The 16,908-nt window shown below is 68.9% G+C and carries 16 protein-coding genes and 1 tRNA gene; 10 read left to right on the top strand and 7 right to left on the bottom strand.

What is annotated here, in order from left to right; genetic code table 11:
- Positions 1–9: 9 nt before the first annotated feature.
- From DEU35_RS07495 to DEU35_RS07465, 7 genes are all read left to right on the top strand, one after another.
- Positions 10–1,188: a DNA polymerase III subunit delta' gene (locus tag DEU35_RS07495; protein WP_181904606.1), complete on the top strand. Its 1,179-nt coding sequence runs from the start codon at positions 10–12 to the stop codon at positions 1,186–1,188.
- On the top strand, positions 1,185–2,726 hold the full coding sequence (locus DEU35_RS07490; RefSeq protein WP_258873393.1) for an alpha/beta hydrolase: 1,542 nt from the start codon (positions 1,185–1,187) through the stop codon (positions 2,724–2,726). Before DEU35_RS07495 ends, DEU35_RS07490 begins: the two co-directional genes overlap by 4 nt.
- Positions 2,727–2,760: 34 nt before the next feature.
- Positions 2,761–3,459 (top strand): deoxyribose-phosphate aldolase, encoded by a 699-nt coding sequence (gene deoC, locus DEU35_RS07485; protein ID WP_116239120.1) that lies wholly within the window; start codon positions 2,761–2,763, stop codon positions 3,457–3,459.
- Positions 3,460–3,524: 65 nt separating this feature from the next.
- Positions 3,525–3,597: transfer RNA gene (locus DEU35_RS07480), tRNA-Thr, on the top strand.
- A 267-nt stretch (positions 3,598–3,864) separates the two neighbouring features.
- Positions 3,865–4,260, top strand: coding sequence for a hypothetical protein (locus DEU35_RS07475; protein ID WP_103206133.1), 396 nt, complete (start codon positions 3,865–3,867; stop codon positions 4,258–4,260).
- Between the two features lie 41 nt (positions 4,261–4,301).
- Positions 4,302–6,560, top strand: coding sequence for an efflux RND transporter permease subunit (locus DEU35_RS07470; RefSeq protein ID WP_116239119.1), 2,259 nt, complete (start codon positions 4,302–4,304; stop codon positions 6,558–6,560).
- Positions 6,557–7,135 carry an isochorismatase family protein gene (locus tag DEU35_RS07465; RefSeq protein WP_116239118.1) on the top strand — a complete coding sequence of 193 codons (579 nt, stop codon included), beginning with the start codon at positions 6,557–6,559 and terminating at the stop codon, positions 7,133–7,135. The genes DEU35_RS07470 and DEU35_RS07465 overlap by 4 nt, the downstream gene beginning before the upstream one ends.
- 8 nt (positions 7,136–7,143) lie before the next feature.
- On the opposite strand, the gene DEU35_RS07460 is transcribed toward DEU35_RS07465, so the two are convergent.
- The 3 genes from DEU35_RS07460 to DEU35_RS07450 all read right to left on the bottom strand — a co-directional run bounded on the left by DEU35_RS07460 (position 7,144) and on the right by DEU35_RS07450 (position 10,965).
- Positions 7,144–8,256 carry a PAS domain-containing sensor histidine kinase gene (locus tag DEU35_RS07460; protein WP_116239117.1) on the bottom strand — a complete coding sequence of 371 codons (1,113 nt, stop codon included), beginning with the start codon at positions 8,254–8,256 and terminating at the stop codon, positions 7,144–7,146.
- Between the two features lie 107 nt (positions 8,257–8,363).
- A complete protein-coding gene (locus tag DEU35_RS07455; RefSeq protein ID WP_116239116.1) occupies positions 8,364–9,953 on the bottom strand; it encodes a molybdopterin-dependent oxidoreductase in 1,590 nt (529 codons plus the stop codon).
- A gap of 79 nt (positions 9,954–10,032) precedes the next feature.
- Positions 10,033–10,965, bottom strand: a complete 933-nt coding sequence (locus DEU35_RS07450; RefSeq protein ID WP_116239115.1) for a DMT family transporter — start codon at positions 10,963–10,965, stop codon at positions 10,033–10,035.
- A gap of 80 nt (positions 10,966–11,045) precedes the next feature.
- On the opposite strand from DEU35_RS07450, the gene DEU35_RS07445 reads away from it, so the two are divergent.
- Positions 11,046–11,528, top strand: a complete 483-nt coding sequence (locus DEU35_RS07445) for an Lrp/AsnC family transcriptional regulator (protein ID WP_116239114.1) — start codon at positions 11,046–11,048, stop codon at positions 11,526–11,528.
- A 38-nt stretch (positions 11,529–11,566) separates the two neighbouring features.
- On the opposite strand, the gene DEU35_RS07440 is transcribed toward DEU35_RS07445, so the two are convergent.
- From DEU35_RS07440 to DEU35_RS07425, 4 genes are all read right to left on the bottom strand, one after another.
- A complete protein-coding gene (locus DEU35_RS07440) occupies positions 11,567–11,752 on the bottom strand; it encodes a hypothetical protein (protein ID WP_116239113.1) in 186 nt (61 codons plus the stop codon).
- Between the two features lie 91 nt (positions 11,753–11,843).
- Positions 11,844–12,884 carry an aldo/keto reductase gene (locus DEU35_RS07435; protein WP_116239112.1) on the bottom strand — a complete coding sequence of 347 codons (1,041 nt, stop codon included), beginning with the start codon at positions 12,882–12,884 and terminating at the stop codon, positions 11,844–11,846.
- 57 nt (positions 12,885–12,941) lie between these two features.
- A complete protein-coding gene (locus DEU35_RS07430; protein WP_103206441.1) occupies positions 12,942–13,979 on the bottom strand; it encodes a methionine synthase in 1,038 nt (345 codons plus the stop codon).
- A 20-nt stretch (positions 13,980–13,999) separates the two neighbouring features.
- Entirely contained in the window at positions 14,000–14,992 is a 993-nt protein-coding gene (locus DEU35_RS07425; protein ID WP_116239111.1) for a putative oxygenase MesX, read from the bottom strand.
- A 117-nt stretch (positions 14,993–15,109) separates the two neighbouring features.
- On the opposite strand from DEU35_RS07425, the gene DEU35_RS07420 reads away from it, so the two are divergent.
- Entirely contained in the window at positions 15,110–16,051 is a 942-nt protein-coding gene (locus tag DEU35_RS07420) for a LysR family transcriptional regulator (RefSeq protein ID WP_103206142.1), read from the top strand.
- 216 nt (positions 16,052–16,267) lie between these two features.
- Entirely contained in the window at positions 16,268–16,867 is a 600-nt protein-coding gene (locus DEU35_RS07415) for a hypothetical protein (protein WP_103206443.1), read from the top strand.
- The last annotated feature ends 41 nt before the right edge of the window (positions 16,868–16,908 follow it).

The following is a 16,908-nucleotide window of genomic DNA, read 5'->3' as shown; positions in this document are numbered from 1 at the left end:
CTGGAGCCCATGTCCATCGCCCTCGATCCATCCGTTCCCGCTGCGGGGGCGGCGGCATTTCCTTGGGATGCCGTGTGGGGGCAGGACGAGGCGGTGCAGACGCTGCAGAACGCGGCGTCCGACCCTTCCGCCCTCGCCCACGCGTGGCTCATCACCGGACCTCCGGGCTCCGGTCGCTCCACGTTGGCGTACGCGTTCGCCGCGGCACTCATCGCCGATCCGGGTGACGAACAGGCGCAGCGTCAGGTGCTCGCCCGCACGCACCCCGATCTCACCGCGCTGCGCACCGAGCAGGTCGTCATCCGCATCGACGAGGCGCGCCGCCTGGTCGAACGCGCGTCTTTCGCCCCCTCGCTCGGTCGTCACCGCGTGATCGTGGTCGAAGACGCCGATCGCATGGCGGAGCGCACCTCGAACGTGTTGTTGAAGGCCCTCGAGGAGCCACCCGAGAAGACGGTGTGGGTCCTCTGCGCGCCCAGCGACGCCGACCTTCTGCCCACCATCCGCTCGCGCGTGCGCGTGCTGCGCCTGCGCGAGCCGTCCGTCTCCGACGTCGCCGCTCTCATCGTGGAGCGCACGGGAGTGAGCCCCGACATCGCCGAAGAGTCTGCCCGGCACGCACAGCGCCACATCGGGATGGCGCAACGCCTCGCCACCGACGACGACGCGCGCGGACGTCGAGCCGAGACCCTCGCCGCCGTTCTCGCCGTGCGCGGCATCGGCGACGCCGTCGAGGTCGCCGGGCGAATCGTGCGCCTGGCGACCGACGACGCCAAGGCGCTCACGGCCGCCCGTGACGAAGAGGAGCGCCGCTCGCTCCTGCGCATGCTCGGCGTGGCCGAGGGGGCCGCGGTGCCCCCGTCCGTGCGCGGTCAGGTCAACGCCCTCGAAGACGATCAGAAGCGCCGTGCGACCCGCAGCCTGCGCGACGGTATCGACCGCGTGCTCACCGACCTGCAGTCGCTGTTCCGCGACGTCGTGATGATCCAATACGGTCGCGAAGGTGATCTCGTGAACAGCGAGCGCCTCGATGCCCTGCGCGCCTTGGCCTCGGAATGGTCGCCCTCGCGCACACTCGGAGTCCTCGACCGCATATCGGTCACCCGCCGCAACCTCGAACAGAACGCCGCCCCGCTGCTGGCGCTGGAGAGTCTCATGATCACCGTCGCCAACGGATCCGCCCCGTGAGCGTGCGCCGCCGTCTCGCGGCCGTCGTCGCGGGCGTCGCGGGTCTGGTTCTCGCTCTGTCGGCCTGCCTCTACGCGCAGATCCCGCCCATGGCTCCCGCCGTAGGCCCGTCGTTGACTCCGCAGACCGAGGGCATCGACGCCTCGCTCCTGCCGTACTACGGGCAGGAGCTCAGCTGGACCGACTGCGGTTCGGCGGGCTTCGACTGTACGACGGTCACGGCTCCGCGCGACTACTCCGACCCGTCGAAGGGCGAGCTGTCGTTGGCCGTCATCCGCCACCGAGCGACATCGGGACAGCCCCTGGGGTCGCTCCTGACCAACCCTGGCGGGCCCGGCGTGAGCGGTGTCTCCACCGTGCGCGACTCCCTCTCGCTCGTGGCGGACGAGACGCTCACGAGGGAGTACGACGTCATCGGCTTCGACCCGCGCGGTGTCGGCCAGTCTGCCCCGGTCACCTGCTATGACGCGGCGGGCATGGATGCGTTCCTCTACGACATCCCGCCGGGAGCGCGCGGCAGCGACGAGCGCAACTCCGCCCTCGAAAAGCGTCAGGCCGACTTCGCGCAGGCGTGCCAGCAGAACAGCGACGGTATTCTGCCGTACGTCTCCACAGAGAACGCGGCGCGCGATATGGACCTGCTTCGGGCGGTCCTGGGCGATAAGAAGCTCAACTACCTCGGTTTCTCGTACGGCTCGTTCCTCGGCACCACGTACGCCGGGCTCTTCCCCGATCGCGTGGGCCGGATGGTGCTCGACGGCGGCATCGACCCCAGCCTGCCCAGCAGCGCGAGCGGAATCGCCCAGGCGGTCGGATTCGAGAACGCCCTGCGCGCCTTCATGGCGGACTGCCTGAAGAGCTCGGACTGCCCGTTCACCGGTTCCGTCGACGACGCGATGAACGACCTCTCCTCGCTGCTCGAGCGGGTCGACGCTCGTCCCCTGACCGGCCCCGATGGCCGACAGCTCGGCGCGGACACCCTCGTGACGTCGATCGTGGCGGCGCTCTACAGCGACCAGAACTGGCCGTACCTCCGAATCGCTCTGACCGGCGTGCAGAACGGTGATGCCTCCGTCGCCTTCCAGCTCGCAGATTTCTACAACGGTCGCGTCGATGGGAAGTACCAGGACAACACGATGCAGGCGCTGCGCGCCTACAACTGCGTCGATTATCCCGACGAGGGTGACGAGAACGACCCGCAGATCGAGCAGGAGCTTCAGCAGAAGGCGCCGGTCGTCGCACCGTACTGGCTCGGGCCCGACGCGTGCGCCGCGTGGCCGGCACCGTCGACCGGGAAGCGCGAGGCGATCACCGCCCCGGGCTCCCCGCCGATCGTCGTCCTCGGTACGACCGGCGACCCCGCCACGCCGTACACGGAGGCGCAAGCGCTCGCCGGTCAGCTCTCGCAGGGCGTGCTCGTGACCTACGTGGGTGAGGGACACCTCGCCTACAACAAGGGCAACGACTGCGTGAACTCGGCCGTCGACGATTATCTGGTCGACGGCACCGTGCCCGCCCAGGGGCTGCGCTGCGAGTAACGCCGCGCGCCCGGCCGCCTGCCCGCCTAGGCTGATGACGTCACACCCCGAGGAGACCCCCATGACCGCGCCCATCGCCGACCTGGCGACCTACATCGACCACACGCTGCTCAAGCCCGAGGCCACCCGCGCCGACGTCGAGCGCCTCATCGCCGAGGGCGCCGAGCTCGGCACCTACAGCGTGTGCATCTCGCCCTCTTTCCTGCCGGTGCAGCTGCCGGAGGGACTCAAGCTCGCGGTCGTGTGCGGCTTCCCGAGCGGTAAGCACCACGCCGAGGTCAAGGCGGCGGAAGCCGCCCTGTCGGTCGCCCAGGGCGCCGATGAGATCGACATGGTCATCGACGTGGGCGCGGCCGTCGAGGGGCGTTACGACATCGTCGAGTCCGAGATCCGCGCCGTCCGCGCCGCGGCTCCCGCCCCCACCGTGCTGAAGGTCATCATCGAGTCGGCGGCGCTCTCCGACGAGGCGATCATCGCCGTCTGCGAGGCCGCGGTGAACGCGGGTGCCGATTTCGTGAAGACGTCGACGGGTTTCCATCCCGCCGGCGGCGCGAGCGCCCACGCCGTCGAGCTGATGAAGCGCACCGTCGGTGACCGCGCCGAGGTCAAGGCCTCCGGGGGCGTGCGCACCCGCGCCGCCGCCGAAGAGATGATCGCCGCGGGCGCCACACGCCTGGGGCTGTCGTCGAGCCGTGACATCCTCGCCGACCGTACCGCGGCCGGCGACTACTGACCGCGTACCTCGACACCCGCTGGAGCATGTAAGATCGATGATCGTGCACGCGACAGCGCGCACATGCCGCCTTAGCTCAGACGGCAGAGCGATTCACTCGTAATGAATAGGTCAAGGGTTCGATTCCCTTAGGCGGCTCCGAAGGCCCTCACCCGCTTCCACCGGGTGGGGGCCTTTCTTCATCGACGAGATACCCGACCGCCTCTTCCGCACTGTTCCGTCTATGGTCGGCCCCGAGGGTCGCGGCTCTGCCGCTCACTCTCGCTCTGATCGCGACGCGGCGTCTCGAGGCGCTGCAGCCGGTCCGTCCCCGGTGAGCCCGGTGGCGGCCCGATAGGCTGATCCCGCCTCGTTCCGCGCTCGCGTGACGGCCGTCCTCCGCCCGCTGACCTCGCTGGAGCTCCCGTGTCGAACGCCCTCGATGCCGTCATCGAGATCTTCACGTGGGTGGGTCTGGGTGGTGGCTTGCTGTTGGCTTTCGCGGCAGTGTTCCTCTTGCTGGCCGACGGCACCTGGCTTCCCGCCCGCGCCGTCGTCGAGGATGTCGAGGGCGGCCGCGTGGTCCGCTGGTTCGACGCCGACGGGGGAGTGAACGAGGCGCCCCTCTCGGCACATGACGAGGCGAAGATCGGCGCCGCCGATATGGCCGACATCTTCTATCGCCGTGGTGCGGTGAACCGCATGCGGCTCGCGCGCTCCTCGCCCCTCGTCCGTTTCGTCTCTCTGCTCGCCGCGGGAGTGCTCGGCCTGGGCGTCCTGGCGTTCGTCGTCTCGATCGTGGTGCTGTTCGCTCGGGGGTGACCGACTGGCGCACAGGACATATCGCTAGATAAGCTAGCTATATGGCTTCGTCCTCTGCACCCACTCGTCGCTCCCCCCGAGGGGGAACAACCCGGCGCTCCGTGCGGCCCCCGCGTGTCTCGCGGTGGCTGCGTGTCGGCATCCCGAGTTTGCTCGTGCTGCTGTGGGTGGTCGGCGGATCGATCGGCGGGCCGTTCTTCGGCAGAGTCGACCAGGTCGCGACGAACGATCAGTCCTCGTTCCTGCCGCAGTCGGCCGATGCGACGCGCGTCAGCGAACGGTTGACGGACTTCACCGGCAGCGACACGATTCCCGCAATCGTGGTCGCCACGACGCCCGACGGCAGCGCCCTGAGCGATGCGCAGGTCGCCGCCCTGCAGAGCCTTGCCACCGACATCGCCGCCGTCGAGGGAGTGACGGGCGACGCCTCGCCCCCCGTGGTCTCGGACGACGGTCAGGCGGCGCAGATCTTCGTTCCGATCGACAGCTCCGGCGAGGTGCGGGAGGTCGTCGAACAGGTGCGCGAGAGGGTGTCGGCGCAGGTTCCCGCCGGGGTCGAGGCGTGGGTCACCGGTCCCGCCGGGTTCACCTCCGACCTCGTGAAGGGCTTCCTCGGCATCGACGGTCTGTTGCTGGTCGTCGCGCTCGCGGCGGTGTTCGTCATCCTCGTGATCGTGTACCGATCTCCTCTGTTGCCGATCCTGGTCCTGCTCACCTCGGTGTTCGCGCTCTGCGTCGCTCTTCTCACCGTGTGGTGGCTCGCCTATGCCGGGATCGTCGTGCTGAACGGCCAGGTGCAGGGGATCCTCTTCATCCTCGTCATCGGTGCGGCCACCGATTACGCCCTCCTCTACGTCGCGAGGTTCCGTGAGGCCGTCGGCGAAGGTCTGAGGAGATGGGATGCCACGACCCGAGCGTGGAGGGGCGCCTTCGAGCCCATCCTGGCATCGGGTGGCACCGTGATCGCGGGCCTTCTCTGCCTGTTGCTGTCCGATCTGTCTACCAACCGTGCTCTGGGGCCGATCGCCTCGATCGGCATCGCCTTCGCGGTGCTCTCGGCGCTGACGTTCCTGCCCGCGCTGCTGGCGTTGGTCGGTCGGGCCGCCTTCTGGCCGTTCCTGCCCAAGCCGGGCCGGTCGGCACTCCCCGCCGACCTCACGCAGCCGGTGAAGGGCCTGTGGCCGCGGCAGGCGCGTCTCGTGGCCCGTCGCGCTCGTCCCATATGGGTCATCTGCACGCTCGTGCTTCTCGCGGCGTGCGTCGGCATCACGCAGCTGCGCGCCGACGGCGTGCCCGCGAGCGACCTCGTCCTCGGCGCCTCGGAGGCGCGCGATGGGCAGATCGCGCTCGCCGAGCACTTTCCGGGCGGCTCCGGCAGTCCTGCCTACGTGCTGGTCCCCGAGAGGGAGGCCGCTCGGACCGTGTCCGTGCTGCAGAACGCCTCGGGGATCGAGGCGGTCTCGGTGTTCAGCGCCGACGCCCCCGGCGGGCAGGCGTCGGTGACCGTGGTCGACGGCGTCCTGCAGACGACGGCGCTCGGTGCCCCCGGCGCACCCGCCCCGTCCCCGACGGTTTCCGACGGCGATGTGCTGCTGGCCGCCACCCTCGCCGACACGGCCGATTCGTCTGCGGCGGACGACACCGTCCGTCAGCTCCGCACCGCTGTGGCCGTCGAGTTGGGGGAGGGGACGGCGCTGGTGGGCGGGGTGACCGCGACCGACATCGATTCGATCGACACGTCGATCCGTGACCGCACACTGATCATTCCGATCGTGCTCGCGGTGATCCTGCTGATCCTCATGGCGCTGCTGCGCTCGATCGTCGCGCCCGTCATCCTCATCGGTACGGTCATCGTGTCGTTCGGGGCCGCTCTCGGCGTCAGCGCTCTGGTGTTCGACGGCATCCTGGGCTTCCCGGGAGCGGACCCGGCCGTGCCGCTCTACGGCTTCGTCTTCCTGGTGGCGCTGGGCGTGGACTACAACATCTTCTTGATGTCGAGGGTGCGGGAGGAATCGCTCGCGCACGGCACGCGTGCGGGGATCCTGCGCGGACTCGTCGCAACGGGTGGCGTGATCACCTCGGCCGGTCTCGTACTGGCGGCGACGTTCGCCGCTCTCGGGGTCATCCCGATCCTCTTCCTCGCCCAGCTCGCCTTCATCGTGGCGTTCGGAGTCCTGCTCGACACCTTCGTGGTCCGCTCCCTCCTCGTGCCCGCCCTCGCCTACGACCTCGGCCGCCGTATCTGGTGGCCGTCGAAGCTGGGGCGCGCGGATGCCGAGACGCGTAGGCTCGACGCATGACGCGCGCCCTGTTCATCGTCGACGTCCAGAACGACTTCACCGAGCGCGGGGCGCTGGGCGTCGAAGGGGGCGACGCGGTGGCGGCGCGCATCTCGCACTACCTCGCAGAGCACGCCGACGACTACGCGCTGATCGTGGCTTCGCGCGACTGGCACCACGGCGACGATGACAACGGTGGACACTTCTCCGACGCCCCCGACTTCGTCGACACGTGGCCCGTCCACTGCGTCGGCGGGACCTTCGGCGCCGATTACGACGAGGTCTTCGATACCTCTCGCGTCACCCATCACCTCAAGAAGGGGCAGGGCGAACCCGCCTATTCGCTGTTCGAGGGCATCACCGACGATGGCGAGACCGCGGCGCACCTGCTCGAGTCTCACGGCATCCGGGACATCGACGTCGTGGGGATCGCGACGGACTACTGCGTACGGGCCTCGGCCCTCGATGCGCTCGGCGCGGGGCGACGGGTGCGCGTGCTGACCGACCTGGTCGCCGGGGTGCACCCCGACTCGAGCGCCGCCGCCCTGACGGAGATCGCGGCCGCGGGTGCGGACGTGACGACCTCGCGGGCCTGAGCCGACCCTCACGCGCGCGGTGCGGGGCCCGTCTCGTCGTCGGCGCGCGGAATCGTGATCGTCACGCTCGTCCCCGTGCCGGGAGCACTGGTGATGCGCAGTGTTCCGCCGTGCTCGCTGATGATCCGTTGGACACTCGCCAGTCCGATGCCGCGTCCGCCGTCGCCGGCGTCGGCGAGCCGACCGCGGTTGCCTTCCTGCGCGATCGAGGCGAGATCGTCGGGATGAATGCCACGCCCCCGGTCGCGCACGCGGACCGCGGCGCCCTCGTCGGTTTCGAAGGCGTCGATCTCGATGAGGTCGTCGGAGTATTTCGCGGCGTTCTCGAGCACGTTGGCGATGGCGCGTCGCAGCCCCAGGACGTCGCCCCAGACGGGGACGGCATCCATCTGTCCGAAGACGACTCGTCCGGGCGCATCTCCGGGGAGCACCAGCGAGACCGCCCCGCGCGCGATCAGATCGAGGCTCGCGCGGCGGCGTCCTCGCTCTGACGCGGTGGTGACGTCGGCCATGAGCGCCTGGGCCATCGCGATGATGTGGTCGCTCGCCTGGGCGGCGAGATGCAGAAGGCGGTGGTCGGGGGGAAGCTCCTCGCCGATGAGGTCGAGGTAGCCGCGCAGCGCGGTGACGGGAGAGAGCAGGTCGTGCGCGAAGGTTCGCTGCAGAGCCAGACGCTCGTCGGCCGCCTGCTTCTCGGTCGTCAGGTCGCGCACGATCTTGACGAATCCCCGCACCTGGCCTTGGTCGTTGCGGATCGCGGAGATCGTCACGCGTGCCCAGAACTCGCTGCCGTCGTTGCGCACGCGCCAGCCGGTGTCTTCGACGTGTCCGTCGCGCTGGGCGGCGGCGAGCAGCTGGTCGGGCCTGCCTCGGTGCCGGTCTTCTTCGCGATAGAAGCGCGAGAAATGAGAACCGAGGATCTCGTGCTCGTGGTACCCCTTGATCCGTTCGGCGCCGAGGTTCCAGCCGCGCACGAAACCGCCGCTGTCGAGCTTGACGATCGCGAAGAGATCGACCTGCTCGTCCCAGTCCTGGGGGATCGAGCGTCGGATACTCGTCAGGGGGTGGGTGGGGTCGACACCGGGAGGGGCGGAGGACAGGGGCGGATCATCCGGAACCATGGTCATAGGAGAGCGCCCGTGCGGGCCGGGGTGCTTGCTGAAGGCATATGCCGATCATGCCCCGGGTGCACGCCCGGGAATAGAGATTGACATTCCCGGGCGGCCCCTCACGACGAGACGGTGACGAGCGTCCGCTGCCACCCGCTCGATCCGTCGGGAGCGATCGGCGCCTGATCCTGGATCTGAAGGTTGCCCTGTTTGTCGGTGGCGCGAACCGCGATGTAGTGCGTGCCGGCCTCGGCGGTCCAGTCCAGCTTCCACTGCACCCACGATTGGTCGTTGATCGGCGTCGACAGCTGCGTCTCCTGCCATTCGCCGTTGTCGATGCTCACCTCGACCTTCTGCACGCCCACGGGCTGCGCCCAGGCCATGCCGGCGACGACGACGGCGCCCGCCGGGACGGGAGATCCGATCTTCGGGGTGTCGACGCGCGACGACATCTTGATCGGCGCCTCGGCGGAGTAACCACGCGGCGTCCAGTACGCCTCGTCCTTATCGAACCGTGTCACCGTGAGCTTGGTGACCCACTTCGTCGCCGACACGTAGCCGTACAGGCCCGGCACGACCATACGCACGGGGAAGCCGTGCTCGAACGGGAGGGGTTCGCCGTTCATCTTCACGGCGAAGATCGCGTCGAGGTTGTCGTCGGTGAGCGAGGAGAGCGGAGTGGATGCCGTGTACCCGTCGACGCTCTCGGACAACACCATGTCGGCATCTCCCTGGACGCCCGCCATGCGCAGCACATCGCGGATGGGGATGCCGGTCCAGATGGCGTTTCCGACGAGACCGCCGCCGACTTCATTGGAGACGCACGTCAGAGTCACGCCGTACTCGTCGAGACCCATGTTGACGAGGTCGTCGAAGCTCAGCTCGATCGGGTTGTCGACCATGCCCTCGATCGAGAGGCGCCAGGTCGTGGGATCGACGTTCGGAACCGTCAGCGCCGTATCGACGCGGTAGAAGTCGCCGTTCGGCGTGATGATCGGGCTCAGGTTGGCGATGTCCCAGTTCGCCCCCTCGGGCACGGTGACGGTCGTGCGGGCTGCGGGGATCCGCAGTGCGTCGCGGGCCGCGGCGACCGACGAGGTGGCGGTGTTGAGCACGCGAGCGCCGACGCCCACGATCACCGCGCCGACCGCGCTGATGCCGGTGAACAGCAGGAACTGGCGACGGTCGGTGCCCACGGCATCCGCCCTGTCCGCCGTGGCCGCGGAGACCCAGCGCCGCAAGCGAACGATGGCCAGAAGGAGCACGAGGATGCCCGCGACCGTGCCGATGACCGGAGGGAGCCAGGCCAGGGCGCCGGCTCCGGTGCGGGTGACGATGGCTGCGGTCGCGAGGATGCCGCCGATTCCCAGCAGGATCGCACCCACGAAGCGGAAGCGATACTCGAGAGCACCGGCGACCGCGGCGGCCACGGCGGCGCCGAGACCCACGCCCGCGAGCAGGGCGATCTTGTCGCTCTCGCCGAACAGCGTGATGGCGAGCTCTTTGAGGGGGCGCGGGACGATGTCGACGATGAACGAGCCCACCGCGAGGATCGGGCTCGCCGACCGCGCGACGAGAGCCGCGAGCGCTTCGGCGACGGCGAGAAGGGCAGCCGCCGACACGATGCCGGCCAGTGCTGCCCAGATCCAGGCGTGCGGGCGGCGGACCGTGGTGTTGTTCCCGGTCCGGGCCGCGGTGTCGGTCGTCATGGCATTCCTCGTCTCCGCCCTTCGCGCAGACGCGACGAGCCTCCACCCTTCTTCGGAGCGGACGGGGGAATGGATGCCGTCAGTGCGCGGGTTCGGGCGCGTTCGTCGTCGCGGGGGTGAGGGCGAAGACCGCGACACCGGTCACGATGAGTGCCAGAGCGAGGCCGAGGCCCGGTCCGAGATGCTCTCCGAGCAGCGGCACGGCGACGATGGCGGTGAGTACGGGGCTGAGGGCGCCGGCGGCGGCGGGCAGACTGCTGCCGAGGTTCTTGACCGCTACGACGTAGCAGGCGGTCGAGAGAAGCCCCGTGCCGACGCCCTGCACGAGGGCGTAGGTCGCCACGCTGCCCAGGTCGGCGGTGCCGGAGAACAGCGTCGAGGGGAGCACTCCGGTCGCGGCCAGCAGCAGAGCCGATGCCACCGAGACGACGGACACGACCACGATCACCGCGACCGGATCGAGGCGTGTGCGGGCGACCCCGAGCGTGTAGACGGCCCACACGAGGCCGGCGGCGAGCAGAACCGCGATCCCGCCGGGCCCGGCCGGTCCGCCGGTGAACAGCGCACTGGCCATCACGCCGGCGACGATCGCGGCGAGGGCGAGCAGGCGTCGTGCCGACATCCGGCGGCGGTAGCGGAGGAAGAGAAGCAGCGCGACGAAAAGGGGGACGGTCCCCGGCACGAGCAGTCCGGTGAGCGCCGCGGAGGTGAGGTGCGCACCCCACGCGAACAGCAGGAAGTGCGGAAGCCCGGCCAGCAGCACGAGGGCCAGCACCGACGGTCGCTCGGCGCGCAGAGCGCGGAGCGTCCGAGGAATCCAAGGACTGAGCACGGCGGCGGGCACGGCGAAGCGCACGATCGCGGCATCCGCCATGGTGAGTCCGGCGCTCTCGAGAGCGCGAGTGGACAGCGCGAACGACGCCCACAGAGCAACGACGGCGGCGAGAGCGGTGACGCCGACGACGGTGCGGCGGGGCAGGGCGAGGGGGAGCGGAAGGGCGAACGTCGTCACCCTGCGAGCGTAGAAAGACCACCGACGCAGGCGATTGCGATTCTTGCTCTCGCGGGGTCGAAATTGGCAGAATCTGCCTTATGAACCCCCTCGACCGCATCGACCGACTCATCCTGCGCGAGTTGCAGAACGACGGACGGCTCTCCAATCAAGAACTCGCCGATCGCGTCGGCCTCTCCCCGTCGCCGTGTCTGCGACGCGTGCGTCAGCTCGAACAGGCGGGCGTCATCGAGGGCTACCGCGCGGTCGTCTCTCCGAAGGCGGTCGACCTCACCATCACGGCTTTCGTGCGCCTGCGTCTCGCCTCGCACGAGGGGGCGACGGTGGATGCCGTCGAGGAGCGCTTGCGTGCGATCCCGCACATCGTCGAAGCGCACCTGCTCGCCGGCGACTGGGACTACCTCGTGCGCATCGTCACGCCGAGCTTCGAGGAGTACGAGCGGCTCCTCCGAGAGCACCTGCGTGCAATCCCGTCGCTGTCGTCGATCGACACGACCTTCGCGTTCGGGGTCACCAAGCCCGTTTCGCCCTTGCCACTGGAACCGGCCCCCGGGCACGCGTAAGGCCCGGGTCGACGATCGCGACCCGGGCCCGGGGCAGTTCAGCGCTGCGAGCGCTGCCTGAGAACCTTCGCCTGCACCTTGCGGCGGATCTTCTGCACCTTCGGGTCTTTCCAGACCCGGTAGGCGACGGTGCCGGCGGCGGCAGCGCGGCCGATCGCCGTCCTGGCGAGGACGGCACCCGCCAGAGCGACCGCTCCGGTTCCGATCCAACGTGCGACACCCATAACGCCTCCTCGATTGTGTGTGGGTTCTCACCTCACACGATCCAGCGCCGGATGCCGCGCCGCTTGCGCCGACGCCGTGGTTGTGCGTCGCTCAGCGCAGCGACCCGCCGGAGGGGGCGGCGAAGGGCTCGAGGGCGGCGATCACGTCGTCGCTCAGTGCGACCTTGCTCGCCTCGACGGCGTCGTCGATCTGGCCCGGGCGCGAAGCCCCGATGATCGCGGTCGTGACCACCGGGTCGCGCAGCACCCACGCCACGGCCAGCTGCGGGATGGACAGCCCCGCCTCGCGGGCGACCCCGTCGATGCCGCGGATGCGTTCGAGGTAATCGTCGGTGAGGGCGGACTCGTCGAGGAAGCGGCTGTCGGCCGCTCGCGAGTCGGCGGGCACGGTGCCGTCGAGGTACTTCGCGGTCAGCAGACCTTGCGCGAGGGGCGAGAAGACCGCGCTGCCGACGAACAGCTCGCGCAGTGTCGGGAACAGCTCCGCCTCGGGCGTGCGGTCGAACAGTGAGTACCGCGGTTGGTGGATGAACAGGCGTACACCCTCGGCCGCGAGCAGCTCGTGCGCGCGACGGGTGAGTTCGGCCGGGTAGTTCGAGATGCCCACGTACAGGGCTTTGCCGCTGCGCACGATGTCGGCGAGGGCCGTGACCGTCTCTTCGATCGGCGTCTCGGTGTCGACGCGATGCGAGTAGAACACGTCGACGTAGTCGGTGCGCATGCGCGTGAGACTCTGCTCGAGCGAGCGCACGAGATACTTGCGCGAGCCGCCGTCGCCGTATGGACCGGGCCACATGTCGTATCCGGCCTTGGTCGAGAGGAACAGCTCGTCGCGGTAGGGGCGCAAGTCGCTGTCGAGGACCGTCCCGAAGGTCGCCTCGGCCGCACCGTAGTGCGGACCGTAGTTGTTCGCGAGGTCGATGTGCACGACGCCCCGGTCGACGGCATGACGAAGGATCTCGCGCTGCGAATCGAGCGTGCGTCCGCTGCCGAAGTTCTGCCACAGGCCGAGCGAGATGCGGGGGAGGGGGATGCCGCTCGCCCCGGCGCGCAGGAACGGCACGTCGTCGTAGCGGGTGGAGGACGCGGTGAAGGCGGACGTCAGGCGGGGATCATCGGCGGCGATGGGCATGGTTCTCCTCGGCGGTGAAGGGGGACACCGTCGACTCTGCCACGGATCGCGCGTCTCTCAGGCGGGAACGCGCGCGAGCTCGTCGCGGAGAATGCCGGCACCCGCCGACAGGGCGCTGAGCTTCTCGAACGCCACCTGCCGGGGGAGGGGCGCCATGCCGCAGTTCGAACTGGCGACGAGCTTGTCGGCATCCACGAACTGCAGGGCTCGCCGGAGGGTATCGGCGACCTCTTCGGGGGATTCCACCTCGTGACTGGCGACGTCGATCGCACCGAGCATGACCTTCTTGCCACGGATGAGTTCGATGAGATCGATCGGCACGTGCGAGTTGTGGCTCTCGAGCGAGACGGTGTCGATGCTCGAGCGCTGCAGCAGTGGGAACGACTCCTCGTACTGGCGCCACTCGTCCCCGAGCGTCGCCTTCCAGTCCGTGTTGGCCTTGATGCCGTAGCCGTAGCAGATGTGCACCACGGTCTCGGCGCGCAGTCCCTCGGCCGCCCGCTCGAGAGTGGCCACGCCCCAGTCCTTCATCTCGTCGAAGAAGACGTTGAAGGCGGGCTCGTCGAACTGGATGATGTCGACTCCCGCGGCCTCGAGCTCGCGCGCTTCCTGGTTGAGGATGGTCGCGAATTCCCACGCGAGCCTCTCGCGGCTGCGGTAGTGATGGTCGGCGAGGGTGTCGATCATCGTCATGGGGCCGGGAAGGGCCCACTTGATCGGTCGGTCCGTCTGCTGGCGCAGGAAGGCGGCATCCTGGACGAAGACCGGCTGGCGGCGGCTCACCGCGCCCACCACCGTCGGCACGCTCGCGTCGTAGCGGTCCCGGATGCGCACGGTCTCGCGGTTCTCGAAGTCGACGCCCTCGAGGTGCTCGATGAAGGTCGTCACGAAGTGCTGACGGGTTTGCTCGCCGTCGCTGACGATGTCGAGGCCCCGGCGCTCCTGCTCCTTGGCGGCGCTGCGCAGGGCATCGTGCTTACCCTCGACCAGCGTGTCGCCGTCGAGCTCCCATGGCGACCACAGCACCTCGGGCTTGGCGAGCCACGCGGGTTTGGGGAGGCTTCCGACGATGGAAGTGGGCAGCACGGTGTTCACAGTGGTCGCCTTCGGGGTCGTCATCGGGTCGGGAGGGCGTCGGAGACGAGCCACGCGTCGAGCACGGCACGGTGGGGCTTCACGAAGTGCTCCTCGGTATAGCGGCCCTGCGTGATGCCCAGGCGGCTGCGCTCCTCGCGGTCGTACGCGATGTTCGTGCGGGTGAAGTCCTCGTGGGCCAGCGTGGGGCGGTAGACCTCGCCCGCGGGCTCGTGCGCGTTGTAGATCTCGGGGCGGTAGATCTTCTGGAACGTCTCCATCGTGGCCACCGTGCCCGCCAGCTGCAGGTCGGTGTAGTCGGCGAGCAGATCGCCGCGGAAGTAGAACGCCAGCGGGGCGACGCTGCCGCGCGGCATGAAGTACCGCACCTGCAGGCCCATTTTTGCGAAGTACTCGTCGGTCAGCGAGAACGAGTCCTGCTCGTACTCGTGCCCCAGGACGGGGTGTACGACGCCGGTGCGGTGATAGGTGCGACTCGTCGACACGCTGATGCACACCACGGGCGACTGCGTGTAGCGCTCGCGGTAGGCCTCGGAGTCGAGGAAGTGCTGGAAGAGCTTGCCGTGCAGGATGCCGAAGTCCTCGGGCAGCGTGAAGCTCTTGCCCTCGCCGTTGGCCGCGGGCAGCAGCACGCTGAAGTCGTAGTCGCGCAGGTACGACGAGAAGTTGTTCCCGACGATGCCCTGATGGCGCTCACCCGTGACGGTGTCGACGACGTGGATGTCGAGGACCTCGAGCAGGGGGAACGCGCGGTCGTCGCCGGCGTCGTCGAACTGCAGCTCGGCCGAGACGATGTCGAGCTCGACGCGGTAGCGGTCGCCCGAAGGGTTGTCGGCGTCGGCGAGCTCGTTGAAGCGGCGGTCGATCATGGCCAGCGCGTTGCGCAGGTTCTGTCGGCGGTGCTCGCCCCGGGCGAGGTTGGCGAAGTTCGTGGTGATCCGCGAGCTGGACGAGGGTGCGTAGTCCTCGTCGAAGCGTGTGGTGGAGATGCGGAACGTGATGTCGTTCGCCATGTCGAGCCAATCGGGAGGGGCCGGGGTCGGCCGTGCGGTGAGCGTGTCCTCATCGTCCCGCCGGCGAGGTGTCATCGGGTAATTCCGTCCGGCTATGCAGAGGTATAGCTTTGGGCTATGGCAAAGAGGGCGAGCGGCATCACTCTGCAGCAGTTGCAGTACTTCATCGAGGTGGCGGCCGAAGGATCGATCAGCGCCGCCGCCGACCTGCTCTACGTCGCGCAGCCCACGATGTCGGCGGCGATGCGCGATCTCGAGACGCGGGTGGGGCGAGACCTGCTCACCCGATCGGCGCGTGGCGTCACCCTCACCGTCGACGGGGTCGAGTTCCTGGGCTACGCCCGGCAGGTGGTGGAGCAGGCCGAACTGCTCGAGCAGCGCTACCTGGGGCGACCGCCCTCACGACGCCTGCTCGGCGTCTCGGCCCAGCATTACTCGTTCGTCGTCGACGCGTTCGTGCGGATGGTGAAGGCGACGGATGCCGCGGAGTACGAGTTCTCGCTGCGCGAGACGCGAACGTGGGACATCATCGAAGACGTCCGGACGCTGCGCAGCGAACTCGGCATCCTGTTCCGCAACGACTTCAATCGGAACGTCCTCGACAAGCTGCTGCGGGACTCGGGGCTCGCCTTCCACCCGCTCTTCCGCGCCGAGCCGCACATCTTCGTCTCTCGACGCAATCCGCTCGCCGGTCGCGAGCGCGCGACGCTGGACGACCTCGCGGACCTCCCGCGTCTCACCTTCGACCAGGGCGCGAACAACTCCTTCTACTTCGCCGAAGAGATTCTCTCGACCCTCTCGAGCAGGCAGGAGATCCGGGTCTCCGATCGCGCGACGATCTTCAACCTCATGATCGGTCTCGACGGGTACACGATCTCCACCGGCATCATCAGCGACGACCTCGACCCCGAGATCGTCGCGGTCCCCCTCGACGTCGACGAGCGGATCGAGATCGGCTGGATCGGTCGCACGTCCATCCCCCTGACCGAGCAGGCGCAGCGGTATCTCGCCGAGGTGCGGGATGTGGTCGCGGGGTTCGGCGTGGAGCTGCTGGACTGAGAGCGTTTCACGCATGATGTGAAGCTTCACACGCGTAGCCTCCGACGTAATCTCTGCCGGAAACATCCCGCCACGACGGCGATCTCCGCCTGTCACGCCGCCGCACGATGAGAACTCGATGAGAACCCTCACGCGCTCCTTCTCTACGGCGGCGTGTTGCGCTTACTGTCTCAAGACGCGGCACCGATGCCGCGGACCATTCGAAGGAGAATGACCATGCAGCACGCATCCCCCCGATCCCGCCCCCTCTTCCAGCGCGTCGTCGTCGCGGCCGCGGCGCTCGCCGCCGTCGTCGCCCCGCTGACGGTGACCTCGACCCCGGCAGAGGCCGCGGGTCGAATGACCTACACTCTGTACACCGAGGCCAACCCCACGGCCGATCAAGCCGACGCGTACGACCGCATTCGAGCGGCGATGGATGCCGCGGTCTCGCGCTACAACGAGTTCAGCGACTTCGACCGCCACCTGAACGTCTACTACGTCCCCGGGGTGCCCACCGCCGAGGCGAGCATCGACGGCACCATCCGCTTCGGCGAGAACCGCGGCTTCATGCAGGAGCGCACGGCCCTGCACGAGATCTCGCACACCGTCGGCAACGGCACGGCCAACGCCTGGTACGCGATGTGCCAGAACGGACAGTGGACGGGCGCGAACGCCAACGCGAAGCTCGCCGAGTTCGACGGGGCCGGTGCGGTGCTCAACTGCGGGGGGTCGCACATCTGGCCCTACGGCCTCAACTACGACAACGAGATGTCCGACCTCAACGCCGACCGTCACGTGCAGATCATCTGGGCGATGATCGCCGACGGTATGTGACAGCGCACGCGGGCGCCGCGCGGCCGATACGGCTCGCGCGG

This window comes from Microbacterium sp. AG157, from assembly GCF_003385695.1.
Taxonomy (GTDB): domain Bacteria; phylum Actinomycetota; class Actinomycetes; order Actinomycetales; family Microbacteriaceae; genus Microbacterium; species Microbacterium testaceum.
This window is presented reverse-complemented; position numbering and strand designations above follow the sequence as displayed.